Genomic DNA, 13375 nt, shown 5'->3' with positions numbered 1-13375 from the left:
TAAATTTTTATGTGTAATATAAAATAAATCCCAATACTACCACAAACTCCTATAAAGAATCACGACTTTTCTTTCTACTAGCTACATAATGATCATGTGCCAATCATCTTGCTTACTTTTTCTCATTTCTTGTGTAGCGATAACCATTTGTTCCCACACAGCTTGATTAGAAATTTCCATTTTATGAAGAAGACGACTTGCGATCAGGGCATTATCTATTGCTAACATAACATTTTCTTCCTTTACCCTCATTCGTAACGATCGATGCTCTGTAAAAATAGCAATTTCCTTTTTCATCCATTCTTTTAACCATATGAGCAGTATCTCGATCAGACTGTGTATCCGACCTTGTTCCAATTCATTTGCTATCCAACCTACTTGTACATCAAGGAGTGCAGATTCATCTCCAGTGAGCAGTGCTTTGCTCCAAGTTATCAAATTCTGAAAAATTTGCTCTATCTCTTGTGATTCTAATTGCAACAACTCATCTCGATATTGCATTTGGGACAACAGATGGGCAGTTGTTTGGTCAAAACCGTCATCTATAAACTTTTGCTGTTGTATATGAGCTGGTAAAGACGAAAAACGAACCCATTGGCATCTCGATTGAATCGTCGGCAATATCCGTTCCTTTTTATCCGTAAGCAAAATGGCTACCATTGGAGAAATAGGCTCTTCCAAAAACTTAAGTAATGAATTTGCCGTTTCCACTCTCATTCTGTCTGCTGATTCAATGATAAGGACTCTGGTAATATGATCGGGAGCTCGATATCGAAAAGTTTCTTGCATATTTCTTACCTGATCAATCTTTATATATGCACCATCAGGTTGTATCGTAAGCACATCTGGATGATTTCCATGTTCTATTTGTACACAGGTAGTACAAGTATCACATGCATCTGTGTCACCTTGTTCACAATTAATTGTTTTTGCTAACTGAATAGCCAACTGCTTGGTTTTTACTTGATTGTTGTCAGTGAATAAATAAGCATGTGCCAAACGCTTTTGTTTCATAGCTGCCTGTAACCAATTTATTTCTCGTTCATGACCTATCATTTCATTCATACCCAAATGAAAACCGCCTCCATCTTACACCTTATTCTTATCATCCAGTAAAACAAAAAAACTTGCAAGTTGACCGTACATTTTAATGACAAAAAAAATTTTTAAACATGCCATTTTCTGATTGATCAGAAGGTTTGACTATCATATAATGAATTTGGAATGAGTTACCCGTGCTTTTGGCAAATTTTTGGAGTAAGTGTGATCTTTGGATGCTCTACAAGGGAAGGAAACGGATGATGTTTTGAAAATCAACACTTCCCCGTTACGGTTACGGATACGTCCTCTTAGCTAATACTTTACTTGCGTTAGCTAAGAAAACGTATTCGCATCGGTAACAGGATGTGAGGAAGCTTACCAGTAGACGCGACCAGTAATCACTAAAACAATGATTTGCTATGTATGGTTGTTTAGACCATTCCTTTGAATGAAATAGTTTGCTTTGGCCGGATGGGATAACCATTCGGTTCTTTTTTTAACATCATTGATCATTTTTCTTTTAAATTTTTAAACCGTCATAAAAAGCGAACATTAAGGACAAAATACCATTCAATGTTCCCCATTATCCTCATATTTTTAAAAAAAGCTCATTGACATGAATTTCTTATTCGTGTTAAAGTAAGCTCAACTTCATAACATAAACGATGAAGGAGCCAAGTGAGGTAAAAGAATTAAAGAGAGCCGATGGTTGGTGCAAATCGGTATTCTAAACCTTGCGGAGCACTCTTGAGTGATTTGCTGAAATATAGTAGGCAAATACGGTAGATCCGTTACCTCTAAAGTCATTGACTTATCAAGGTTGTTTGTGTGAACAAGCAACAATTGAGGGTGGCACCACGAGCATCTCGTCCCTCACCTACCTATAGTAGGTGAACGGAACGGGTTTTTTTATTTTAAGGAGGAATTTTGTCTATGTTTATTGCAAACAAAATCAATCTTCGTATTCCAGGTCCAACTCCGATTCCACCAGCAGTTCAAGCTGCTATGAATAAACCAATGATTGGGCACCGTAGCAAGGAAGCAAGCACACTCATATCAGAAGTTAGCGAGCGTTTGAAACCTTTCTTTGGTACAAACGAATCTCCACTTTTATTCTCAGGAAGCGGGACTTCCGTTTTAGAAGCAGCTGTGGTTAATACCGTTCAACCTGAGGAAGAAGTACTTGTGGTAGTGACAGGAGTATTCGGTGATCGATTTGCTAAAATATTAACAGAATATGGAGCTACCGTCAGAAGATATGATGTGGATTGGGGAAAAACTCCTGATCCTGATGCTTTGAAGAAAATATTGCAACAACACCCAAATATAAAGGCTGTCTTTTTTACACAATGCGAAACATCAACTGGCGTATTAAATCCAATTGATAAATTAAGTCCGATCGTTAAAGAATTTTCGAATGCATTAATTATTGTGGATGCAGTAAGCTCTTTAGGTGCTGTACCTTTTGAAATGAATGATTGGAATGTTGATATAACTGTTGCAGGATCACAAAAAGCATTGATGATCCCTGCTGGACTTGCTTTTGCAGCGGTCAGCCAAAATGCATGGAATGTAATTGAACAAAACAAAAATCCAAAGTTTTATCTCGATTTTAAACGTTACCGCGATAATTTGTTAAAAGGTACTACTCCATTTACCCCTGCGGTTTCCCTTCTTTTCGGACTTCAAGCGGCACTTGAATTACTAGAAGAAGAAGGATTAGCCCAAGTATTTAACCGTCATGAAATAATGAAACAAATGACACGTAGTGCGCTTCGCGCTCTTTCCTTACCACTTATGACAAATGACACGGATGCTTCTCCAACAGTAACCTCTGTCTATCAAGCAGATGGATGGGATAGTGAAGCAGTACGTAGTGATCTCAAAAAAATGGGTATTGTCATCGCTGGAGGGCAGCAGCATCTGAAAGGAAAGATTTTCCGAATTGGACACATGGGATACTGTGATCCACTTGATATATTACCTGTATTATCTGCTATTGAAATATCATTAAAGAAACAAAATGTTTCTTTATCTTTAGGAACTGCGCTTCAAGCTGCTGAGGAGGTATTATCTAACCATGTTTAAAGTATTAGTAACCGATAATATAAGTGATTTAGGATTATCTACTCTTGTTGAGGCACCTGATGTTCGAGTAGAAAAGAAAACCAGCTTGACAAACGAGCAACTTTTGCTGGAAATCGAAGATGCTGATGCATTATTAGTTCGGAGCCAGACACAAGTAACCGCAGAAATTCTCGAAAAAGCTCATCGATTAAAAGTGATTGGTAGGGCTGGTGTAGGAGTGGATAATATCGATGTAGAAGCTGCTACCAAACGTGGAATCATTGTAATGAATGCTCCTGATGGAAATACCATTTCTACTGCAGAGCATACTTTCGCAATGTTAATCTCCCTATCTCGCAACATACCTCAAGCATTTCGCTCCACTGTAAGAGGAGAATGGAAACGAAAAGAGTATGTGGGAGTAGAGCTAAAGGGAAAAACATTAAGTATCATCGGTTTAGGACGGATCGGAGCAGAATTAGCCCTAAAAGCAAAAGCATTTCGAATGAATGTCGTTGCATTTGACCCTTATTTAACGGTAGCTCGAGCGGAAGAATTAGGAGTAAAAAAAGCATCTTTTGATGAAGCAATACGCCTAGGCGATTTTATCTCTGTCCATACCCCACTCACCAAAGAAACACGCCATCTCGTCAATAGTGAGGTTTTCCACCAAATGAAAGATGGTGTTCGAATTTTAAATTGTGCTCGTGGTGGGATTATTGACGAACATGCATTGGTTGCAGCTATCCAATCTGGAAAAGTTGCGGGAGCTGCGTTGGATGTTTTTGAAGTAGAACCTCCTCAACCTGATCATCCGCTCTTTCTTTTGCCACAAGTGATCGTTACTCCACATCTTGGCGCATCTACAGTGGAAGCTCAGGAGAATGTAGCTATTGATGTAGCAGAAGAAGTATTACATGTACTAAGGGAAGAACCTTTCAAAAATGCTGTAAACCTCCCTTCTTTGTCTGCTGAACTACAAAAGAAAATAGGACCATATTTGCCACTCGTAGAAAAATTAGGTAAATTCTCTTCTCAATTAGCAACAGGTGCTGTTCAAAAAATGATAATCACTTATGGAGGAGTAGTAGCTGATTTAGAAGTATCCGCTCTCACTCGTGCTTTGCTCAGTGGTGTATTGTCTCAACACTTGGACGGAATCAACCAAGTAAACGCTCCACATGTTGCCAAAAATCGAGGCATTGATGTGATGGAACAAAAAGCTTCTGCTAGTCATGGCTTTACCCAGTTGATCACAGTAGATATCACAACGAGCAGAGGAAAAACAACGGTATCTGGAACACTTCTCAATGGCTTTGGAGCTAGAATAACCAAAGTAAATGGATATGCTGTCGATGTAGTACCAGAGGGACATATTTTGCATATTACACACCAAGACCAACCTGGTGTCGTTGGGAAAGTAGGTACTATTCTAGGTAATGATAAAGTAAACATCGCAACCATGCAGGTGGGACGTGAAACCATCGGAGGACAAGCCATCATGCTGTTAGGAATTGATAAAGGAATCGACATAATTGCTCTAAATCACCTTCGTGAAAGCGGTGTGGTGAACGAAGTAAAATTGATTGAGCTTTAATACACGTTATAATAGATATCGAACACGATTAACTGTCAGGAGGGGATATCGTGAATAAAGTAGCTATTGTAACTGGAGCAAGCCGTGGAGTAGGATACGAAATCGTCAAACAATTTATTCAAGCAGATTATAAGGTTGTAGCAACTGCACGGAATGAACAAGCTTTGAACCATCTGGCTGAAATTGCACCAGATCAAATCTTTCCCATTGTTTGTGATATTACCAAACAAAATGAAGTAGAAGAAATGGTAAACCAAACAATTGCCAAGTGGGATCGACTAGATATCCTAATAAACAATGCAGGAGTTGGACATTTTGCACCTGTTGATGAACTAACAGTAGAACAGTGGGATGAGATGTTAGACGTAAATAGCAAAGGACCATTTTTAACGAGTAAATTTTCCATCCCCCATCTCAAAGAGACAAAAGGTCATATTGTAAATATTTCGAGTGTTGCTGGAACCGAAGCATTTGCTCGTGGCGGTGGATATTGTGCATCCAAATTCGCCTTAATGGCATTATCTGATGCTCTAACTCAAGAATTAAAGTCTCATCATGTGAGAGTAACGACAATATGTCCAGGTTCGATTAAAACTAATTTTGGGACTACCAAAGACTGGGCTCTGCCTCCAGACAAAGTTGCGGAAACAGTTCATATGGTTGTTACTTCCCCAAAGGAAGTCATTTACGGCCAGATTGTTATGCGTCCTCAGGTACCATAAAATAAAATATTGTTAAATGTCAAAATGTCTAGTGATCAATTTGAACACTAGACATTTTTTACGTATAACATGAAATCAGCAGAGTAATAGACCTATGTTATCGTTGGACTGCAAAATTCGTGAATAATTTGAGCTTTTATATCTTCGATAGGAAACTGATCAGGATAAGTAGAAATCATCAACATGATGCCCTGAAGAGTGGATGAAAAATATAAAGAGCGTTTTATTGGTTCGTTTACTCCGAGTCTTTCAAACATTTTACATTGTAATTGGAACTGCCTTGCATTTTCTTCGATTAGTTGTTTACTGTATTTCATTAATACTTGATCCGATTTTGGTTGGGTTTGCAAATGTAAATAGAACCGAAATACTTCAGGTTTTTGTTGGACATTGTCAATCGCCCCTTCCACAATGTATTTCAGTTGATCAGCAGGCATTTTTAACGCATTCGCTGCATCCATCACCTGAATCAATTCACTTATCCTTACCTCAACCATCGTGGCCAAAAGCTCCTCTTTCCCCTTGTAATAATTGTAAAGCAAACCTTTGGAAATATTTGCGTTCTTGGCGATTTCACCTATAGAAGTAGCATGATATCCCTGTTTAATAAAAAGTTCCATCGCAGCATTGCGAATCTTCTCAATGGAAATTTGTCGAATACGTTTATTGGATTCTTGCGTTCGTGGCATTTCTATTCCTCCATAAATCGACTAATCAAACGATATAGCTCATTTGGATGAGTGAGGGTAACCATATGATCAGCGCCAATGATATGGTCAAAACGAATATCGGGAACCTCTCGGAAACAATCTTCAACACGTTTATTATCTAGTGATTCTACCTCGCCAATAATAAATAGCGTTTTGATAACCAATTCCCCTAATTTCTCAATCGCTCGAGGCTGTGGCCAAATAGAATCGAAAGTACCCCATTCCGATGTCTTTTGTATATGATGCTCTAACATTTGAATCAATAAATTCCGATGCGGCCCAGCCATTGTTATCGAATATAGAGGAGCACTTAAAGCAAGTTCAATCATCTTATCCATATCTGGGGCGGCATCCTGAATCTGTTGCATGTATGATACAAACTCATCAGAATAAGGGAATCCAGACAAGGAAGGAGAAATAAGCACAAGCTCTGAAAATCGGTCTGGATAAAGTAAAGCAAATTCAGTTGCGATCTGCCCACCAATGGAATGACCTACTAATGTAGCTTTATCTATTTCAAGGTGATCAAAAAGTTCTAGTAAATCATTCACATAATTAGGAGGTTCAATAGGTGATGGTGACTTCCCAGCACCACGACCGTCCCATGTTACCACCTTATATTTTTTTGCTAAGAGAGGAACGAGAAACTTCCAATCTCGCAAATCCGCTCCTCCACTATGAAGCAAAACAATAGGCTTACCGGTTCCGTGAATCTCATAATATAAATCCATCCAGATCGCTCCTTGTTGTTTTTTTTATTTTATCAACGAACGAACGGTCAGTCAATATAAAATGATAATCGCTTTTTATTAATTGTAAATAAAACCCAATCGTATTAGTTCCAGAAATCTTGAAGGGATAATGTCAAATGACATTATCCCTTTCGATACCACATATCGGTTATTTTTTAAGTGGGGTGACCAACCGTATCGGGAGATAACAGTTGGTCATTGCCTCTAGCCGAAACCTAGTACTTGACCGGATCAATGTCCCTGTCTAGAGGCACCCCTTGTCAGATCAGGATCACGAGTAGTCGATTCCTGTACAGGCAGATCCGCCTCCACTTGTTGTTGCATCACCGGTACGCTCGACTTGAAGCGAAGACACTCCGCTCAGGTCTCCCTCGTATCCCATTCACCGCCGTTCCACCATCGACGCTCGTCTCGTTTCTGGTGTCACGGATAACGACGCGATTACCGCGACGGAAAAAACGCTGGAAGATTCCCATGCTCCTACCTTCCAATAGTTCTGTATATTCATATTTAACTTATTTTTTTCATTCCTATTTTTCTGATAATCACTCAAACAGCAACACCATCTCGATCGAAGCCATCTTTGTAGGAAAATTCGTTTGCTTTTTGATTCATAATGTACTTAAAAACAGACGACCGACCTGATCCACCATTAGGTAGATTAGGTCGGTCCTTTCCTATAGCCGTGAACTAGCAGAGTGGTGTGATCCCCGAATCGTCAAACACTACTGCTGATATGTTCTGGGGAAGACCATCCGTCTCGCTGGTCGTCTTCTTCGGAACGCAGGGACACTGGTCGGACATTGCCCTGAAGAGCAGCAAACGCGTCATGTGTACAGATTACGATTTTGGGTTTTGTTGTTGACCCAACAACCGCAATTGCAGACATCCGAGTCCGAAACCTATGCAGAAAACTCATCTTTCACCCTTCATAAATGGATAGGAACAACTCCATGATATCAACATAGTATAATAAGTTCAAATTTTAATATAACTCCATTTTGACAAATAAAAAAGGATGCTAGCTATTGGTGCTAACATCCTTCTTCTGTTATCCTATTAATTCCTCACCGTTTTCCAACTGCACTTCTACTGGAAGCTTTACTGAGAAAGTAGTTCCAACACCTACTTTACTCCTCACCATAACTTCACCATCGTGTGCTTTCACCAAATGTTTGACAATAGACAATCCTAGACCTGTACCAGAAGCATTATTTCGTTTTCGGGCTTTGTCCGCTTTATAAAAACGCTCAAATACAAAGGGTAAATCTTCTTCTGGTATACCAGTTCCTGTATCTACAACATCCAAATGGATATATCTGTTTTCCCAATATACTTTCAATGTAACCATACCATCTTCAGGTGTGTGACGAATAGCATTCCCTATTAAATTGGTCAAAATTTGTTCTACTTTATCCGAATCCCAGAATACTTCTGGTAATGGTTCATGAAAATCACTACTTAGCACTACTTTTTGCTCTTCTGCTAAGTTTGCAAATTTTCGGCATACACGTTGGATGAAAGGATGTAATGATAAAAAGGTAGGCTCAATATCGATAAATCCAGCTTCCATCCTAGCTAAATCAAGTAATTGACTAACCAATCTGCCCATTCGCTGTGACTCATCATTGATTACTTGGGCGATTTCTTGTCTGACTTCAGGTGTTTCTGCAATATCGTCGAGTAATGCTTCACTATACCCTTGCAACATGGCTAGTGGTGTTCTGAGTTCATGTGAGACATTTGCTACAAAATCTTTGCGGAACTTATCGAGTAACCTTTCATCTGTTACATCTCGAAGTACAGCAACTGCACCTCTTACCTGATCTCTCGCATAGAGTGGAGTCATTACTAGAGCCCATGTTCGACCTTGTTCTGTAATGTCTCCTTGATATTCTTTTTCTTCCTCCAATACTTGACGAAATGCAGATTCAAGCGGTGGTGGCAAAAGACGAGAGTGAGGAAATTCATATAGAGATAATAACTTTTCGGCTGGCGGATTGGTAACAACTACTTTTCCTGAAGCACTTATGGTCAATACACCATCAACCATACTGCGCAAAATACTCGTCAACTGCTCTTTTTCATGCGATAACAAGTTGATGGACTCTTCTAATTGACGAGCCATCCGGTTAAAGGTAATCGCTAGATCTGCGATCTCATCTCGTTCATGCGGACGTACACGAACACGGGTAGAAAACTGGCCCATTGCCATTTTTTCCGCAGCCTTCTGCATTTGAATCAAAGGTTGCGTAATCCGTGTTGATAAAAAGAAAGCAAAAACAGTAGTCAGAGCAATCCCGATCAATGCAGAGTAAAAAATCCAATGTTTAATATCAGAAACACTCAGTTGATCCTTTGTTTGGTAGAGTAGGATCGCACCGATTGTTTTGTTATCTTTTTTATATGGAACCCCAACTAAAAAAACATCATTTTTTTGAAACGGACTTGTTAGAAATGATTTTGTAGACGAGATACGCCCAACTGCAACCATCTTATTTCCTGCAAGTATGTATGGTAAATTCGCTTTTTGAATTAGCTCTTTTGGAACAGACTCTTCAAATGTAGCAAGAGTAGGTAAAACTTCCCCATTCCGATCTACGACGACTACATGTGTGTTGAATTGTTTTGCAATGGTTATCGTATTGGCGACATAATTAGGAATGTCTACCATGGAACTGTTCAATTTGCGTTGTACGACATCTGCTAGCTTACTTAGACTAATTTGTTGGTCTTGCACATATGTCTTTTCTACTTGTTGATTTAAGAACAAACTGAGAAGAATTAGCACCAGTGAAACCAAGACAATAATCGTAAGCCACAGTTTTCCGACAACACTTCTTAAAATCACTCTTTGGGCACCTCTAGTTTATAACCTACACCCCAGACGGTAGTTATCATCGACGCTGCACGATTGGATGCACGATTTAATTTTTCACGTAGTCGTTTTACATGGGTATCAACAGTTCGTAGATCTCCGAAAAATTCGTAGTTCCATACATCTCTGAGCAATGTTTCACGCGTAAAAACTTTATCTGGTGACTGGGCTAGGTAATACAATAACTCATACTCTTTTGGAGTGAGCGAAATAGATTTTCCGCCAGCTTTCACTTCATGAGCATCATTGTCTATTGTAAGTTCTGGAAAGACAATAACATTATGTGTTTCGGTATTAGTGGATAAGTATGCGGTTGCAGATGCTCGTCGAAGTACAGCTTTTACGCGGTGTACTAACTCTCTTGGACTAAATGGTTTCACTACATAATCATCGGTACCAGCTTCGAATCCTTCTACTCGATTTGTCTCTTCTCCTCTTGCTGTTAACATAATAATGGGTGTAGCCTTATGTTTTCTTATTTCAGCGCAAACTTCCAAACCATCCATACCTGGCAACATTAGATCCAATAATATGAGATCATAGTTCTGGGAGGATGCTTTTTGTACTGCTATTTCCCCATCTTCTGCTTCTTCAATTACATAACCTTCTCGTTCCAAATACATCCTAAGCAATCTCCGGATGCGATCTTCGTCATCTACGACTAAGATAGAATAAGCTTTTCCTTCATTAGATGCCAATACATTCACCTCTTACGAACTCTTCATGTTTCACTTCTAAGCATAGGAGTGAAGACCAGAAATGACAAGATTTATAACAATCAGATTCACCATAATGATAACAAACCCACCAACTGCAAGCCAAGCAGATTTCATTCCTACCCAACCACGAGATAATCGCAAATGCAAATAAGCGCTATAGAACATCCAAGTGATAAAAGCCCAAGTCTCTTTTGGATCCCATCCCCACGGACGCCCCCATGCTTCATTTGCCCAAATCATTGCAAAAATAAGCGCTCCTAAAGTAAACAACGGATAGCCAATGGCAATTCCACGATAACTAATCTCATCTAATAACTCTGGGTCTAATTTTTTCACGAGTGGGTAGAGCAACTGGTAGAGATTTTTTCTTATGATGAGTCGATAGATTGCGTATAAGATTAATCCTACCACAATTCCCCAAATTACAGAATTAAATTTACTCGCTGCATGTTCTCCCTTCATCCAAGAAGGCGTTTCAAATAATGGGCCTTTAAAACCAAGAAAAGAGCTTACTTCTACAGCTTTACTGTCATTTGGAGCAACAATGGGCGGCAGATGATATTCTTCTACAATCTGATTATCTTCTATTTGATGCGTAAAACTTGCTTGATATCCAAAAGTTTGGAAGAGCAAAGATGCGATGGAAAAACCTAAAAACATGACCATAACAACCAAGGTCATTTCTAGATATTTGGCGTGTTTTTGCTTCGCTCCACTTCCTACTTGGTAAATAAGGTAAATGAGCCCTGCTACAAATGCCACAGCAAAAGCACCTTGTCCTAATGCCGCAGTTGTTACATGAATATATAACCAATGACTCTGAAGTGCAGGAATCAAAGGTTGAATATCACGTGGAAAAACGGCCGCATATGCAAGTAATACGACTGCCAATGGCATGACAAAGGCACCCAAAACATAGCTGCGATAGATAGCAAAGATGACAATAAACGCCACAACTAAGGCAAAACATAAGAATGCAATAAACTCAAACATGTTACTAGTAGGAAAATGCCCTCCAATAACTATTCTTGTAATCATAAAACCAATATGAATAACGACACCCGCAATACCAAGGGTAACTGCTATCTTCCCCCATCTTTGGGAACGCTTTTTGGTATTTGTCGCCACAACAATAAACACAATCGCAGAAACAAAATAGAAAATAAATGTTCCATATAAGAGATTATTCATTATGGTAGTCATTTTTCCGTCTCCTTGACTAGATGGCTAAAGCCAATCTGTGATAATTCTCTTCGCAGGGCAAACCAGTTTTTGTTTGTATGAGCTCCCATATACAATTTTCCATCTACTATTCTTACCCAGACTCGTCGATGTTGCCAATAAAAACCCATTACAAGTCCAAACATAGAAACAATCCCGCCAAATAAATAGATATAGAGACTTTTTTCGATTCGGACCATTAAGCCCGCCGTATTCACCATATCAAATCCTGCTAACTGGATATTATATTTATTTGTTTCTGGATTTGGAAAATCCATTCCAGAGATTACAAGTGAATTTTCACCTTTGGGTTGATTTTTTTCCATTGTTTCAAATAGAAAAGCAGGTCGATTTGGATCTTGCGATTTTGTTACAGGCACATTGTTTTCAATTGCAAAATCAGGGTAGTAGTCTTTGATTTTAACTTGTAAATTACCTACTTTATAAATTTGGGAAGACGTAATATTAGAAAGATCAACAGAGAAAACTCCGAGATTTTGATTTGTTTTCCGATCCATAATAGATAGATTTAAACCAGTTAGATCTCCTGCACGAAAATCAGATTGATATAATTTTAATCCTTGATAATCAAGTGGATCATTGACTAAGATTGATTTTTGTGTCACTGGAATCAGTTTGCCGCTACCGTTTTTTTCATAGAGGACAGCCTTTGTTCGATACTTACGAACAACTGGCCCCTTCTGGGATTTTTCCGTTTCTTTATAGTACTCTACTGTGGACCCTTCATTTTTCACATAATATTGAGTTTGAGGGACACGAACCGTTTGTCCTTCTTGAACCCACACATAATCGTCCAAGTTCCATCCAGGAAGATAACGAAGTAAGATTCCTACTAAAAATATGATTAGCCCAATATGGTTAATATAAGGACCCCATCGACTAAAACGACCTTTTTCAGCCAGCAAAGCATCTTTTTCTTTTCGCACATGGTATCTCTTGGAAGAAAGTTTTTCTGCTAATTCATCTATTTGATTCGTATTTTCCCCTTCGCTGACGGCTTGTTGGACTGAAATGCGTTGACGTTCAATAAAAACAGTGCTTTTTGTTACTTTTTGATTTTTTAATGCACGATATAAGGGGATTACCCGATCGAGACTACATACTACCAACGAAATTCCAATCATCGACATCATGGTTGCAAACCACCATGTAGAATACATATCAGAAAAACCCAGTTGATAAAACCATTTCCCTAGTGTCCCATAGGTTTGTTCATAATACGTATTCGGTGAAGATGAAGGGATGAACTGTTCTTGTGGGAAGATAGTCCCAATTCCGGACATGATTAGGGTTATAACGATGAGGACAATAGCAATTTTAACGGACGAAAAAAAATTCCAAACTTGATCAATAATAGAGGATTGATAAGTTAAGGAACGACGCGCCTTCCCTTCATAACGCATCTCTTTATCCAGTTTCTCATTACTATACCCTTCATCTAATGGCCTACCGCAATGCTCACATAATACAGTACCTATTGGATTGTTGTGACCACATTCACATTTTGTATTTTCAATCATCTTGTACACCTAGTTTCTACCATATTACATCCTGATTGTTTCCATTGTGGTGTTCTACACAATGTAGTGAAATTACCTTTGTATTTCCAAATCAGATCTAGTTTTTTAATAGATTCTATGTTTTCAT

The 13375-nt window shown here is 38.8% G+C and carries 11 protein-coding genes and 1 other annotated feature; of the genes, 3 read left to right on the top strand and 8 right to left on the bottom strand.

Annotated elements, in window-relative coordinates; genetic code table 11:
* Nucleotides 1-81: 81 nt before the first annotated feature.
* Nucleotides 82-1065, bottom strand: coding sequence for a hypothetical protein (locus tag A3GQ_RS25490; RefSeq protein ID WP_245596727.1), 984 nt, complete (start codon nucleotides 1063-1065; stop codon nucleotides 82-84).
* A 632-nt stretch (nucleotides 1066-1697) separates the two neighbouring features.
* Nucleotides 1698-1918, top strand: a binding site (T-box leader).
* Between the two features lie 56 nt (nucleotides 1919-1974).
* On the opposite strand from A3GQ_RS25490, the gene A3GQ_RS0102675 reads away from it, so the two are divergent.
* Genes A3GQ_RS0102675 through A3GQ_RS23175 form a run of 3 tightly spaced genes read left to right on the top strand, consistent with a single transcriptional unit; the run spans nucleotide 1975 to nucleotide 5427 of the window.
* Complete coding sequence (locus A3GQ_RS0102675; RefSeq protein ID WP_037463627.1) at nucleotides 1975-3129, top strand: pyridoxal-phosphate-dependent aminotransferase family protein; 1155 nt, start codon at nucleotides 1975-1977, stop codon at nucleotides 3127-3129.
* Entirely contained in the window at nucleotides 3122-4705 is a 1584-nt protein-coding gene (serA, locus tag A3GQ_RS0102670; RefSeq protein WP_028775736.1) for a phosphoglycerate dehydrogenase, read from the top strand. The genes A3GQ_RS0102675 and serA overlap by 8 nt, the downstream gene beginning before the upstream one ends.
* Before the next feature lie 50 nt (nucleotides 4706-4755).
* On the top strand, nucleotides 4756-5427 hold the full coding sequence (locus A3GQ_RS23175) for an SDR family oxidoreductase (RefSeq protein WP_211227700.1): 672 nt from the start codon (nucleotides 4756-4758) through the stop codon (nucleotides 5425-5427).
* A gap of 92 nt (nucleotides 5428-5519) precedes the next feature.
* Here A3GQ_RS23175 and A3GQ_RS0102660 read toward each other — a convergent pair whose 3' ends face one another.
* The 7 genes from A3GQ_RS0102660 to resB all read right to left on the bottom strand — a co-directional run bounded on the left by A3GQ_RS0102660 (nucleotide 5520) and on the right by resB (nucleotide 13248).
* Nucleotides 5520-6116: a TetR/AcrR family transcriptional regulator gene (locus tag A3GQ_RS0102660; protein ID WP_028775735.1), complete on the bottom strand. Its 597-nt coding sequence runs from the start codon at nucleotides 6114-6116 to the stop codon at nucleotides 5520-5522.
* 2 nt (nucleotides 6117-6118) lie between these two features.
* Entirely contained in the window at nucleotides 6119-6868 is a 750-nt protein-coding gene (locus A3GQ_RS0102655) for an alpha/beta fold hydrolase (protein ID WP_028775734.1), read from the bottom strand.
* A 739-nt stretch (nucleotides 6869-7607) separates the two neighbouring features.
* Nucleotides 7608-7808, bottom strand: a complete 201-nt coding sequence (locus tag A3GQ_RS0102650) for a hypothetical protein (RefSeq protein ID WP_028775733.1) — start codon at nucleotides 7806-7808, stop codon at nucleotides 7608-7610.
* A gap of 132 nt (nucleotides 7809-7940) precedes the next feature.
* Nucleotides 7941-9740 carry a sensor histidine kinase gene (locus A3GQ_RS23170; protein WP_037463622.1) on the bottom strand — a complete coding sequence of 600 codons (1800 nt, stop codon included), beginning with the start codon at nucleotides 9738-9740 and terminating at the stop codon, nucleotides 7941-7943.
* Entirely contained in the window at nucleotides 9737-10465 is a 729-nt protein-coding gene (locus tag A3GQ_RS0102640; protein WP_028775732.1) for a response regulator transcription factor, read from the bottom strand. The genes A3GQ_RS23170 and A3GQ_RS0102640 overlap by 4 nt, the downstream gene beginning before the upstream one ends.
* Nucleotides 10466-10501: 36 nt before the next feature.
* Nucleotides 10502-11689 carry a c-type cytochrome biogenesis protein CcsB gene (gene ccsB, locus A3GQ_RS0102635; RefSeq protein ID WP_028775731.1) on the bottom strand — a complete coding sequence of 396 codons (1188 nt, stop codon included), beginning with the start codon at nucleotides 11687-11689 and terminating at the stop codon, nucleotides 10502-10504.
* The gene (gene resB / locus A3GQ_RS23165; protein WP_083964054.1) at nucleotides 11686-13248 is read right to left on the bottom strand and encodes a cytochrome c biogenesis protein ResB; all 1563 of its coding nucleotides are present in this window, start codon (nucleotides 13246-13248) and stop codon (nucleotides 11686-11688) included. The genes ccsB and resB overlap by 4 nt, the downstream gene beginning before the upstream one ends.
* Nucleotides 13249-13375 lie beyond the last annotated feature (127 nt).

This window comes from Shimazuella kribbensis DSM 45090 (genome assembly GCF_000428065.1).
In the GTDB taxonomy this organism is placed as follows: Bacteria; Bacillota; Bacilli; order Thermoactinomycetales; family Thermoactinomycetaceae; genus Shimazuella; species Shimazuella kribbensis.
This window is presented reverse-complemented; position numbering and strand designations above follow the sequence as displayed.

Excerpts from the sequence above, each read along its gene's own strand:
- serA (WP_028775736.1), top strand. The coding sequence starts at position 3,122 with ATGTTTAAAGTATTAGTAACCGATAATATAAGTGATTTAGGATTATCT.
- A3GQ_RS0102675 (WP_037463627.1), top strand. The coding sequence starts at position 1,975 with ATGTTTATTGCAAACAAAATCAATCTTCGTATTCCAGGTCCAACTCCG.
- A3GQ_RS25490 (WP_245596727.1), bottom strand. The coding sequence starts at position 1,065 with ATGAATGAAATGATAGGTCATGAACGAGAAATAAATTGGTTACAGGCA.
- A3GQ_RS0102660 (WP_028775735.1), bottom strand. The coding sequence starts at position 6,116 with ATGCCACGAACGCAAGAATCCAATAAACGTATTCGACAAATTTCCATT.
- ccsB (WP_028775731.1), bottom strand. The coding sequence starts at position 11,689 with ATGACTACCATAATGAATAATCTCTTATATGGAACATTTATTTTCTAT.
- A3GQ_RS0102655 (WP_028775734.1), bottom strand. The coding sequence starts at position 6,868 with ATGGATTTATATTATGAGATTCACGGAACCGGTAAGCCTATTGTTTTG.
- resB (WP_083964054.1), bottom strand. The coding sequence starts at position 13,248 with ATGATTGAAAATACAAAATGTGAATGTGGTCACAACAATCCAATAGGT.
- A3GQ_RS0102650 (WP_028775733.1), bottom strand. The coding sequence starts at position 7,808 with ATGAGTTTTCTGCATAGGTTTCGGACTCGGATGTCTGCAATTGCGGTT.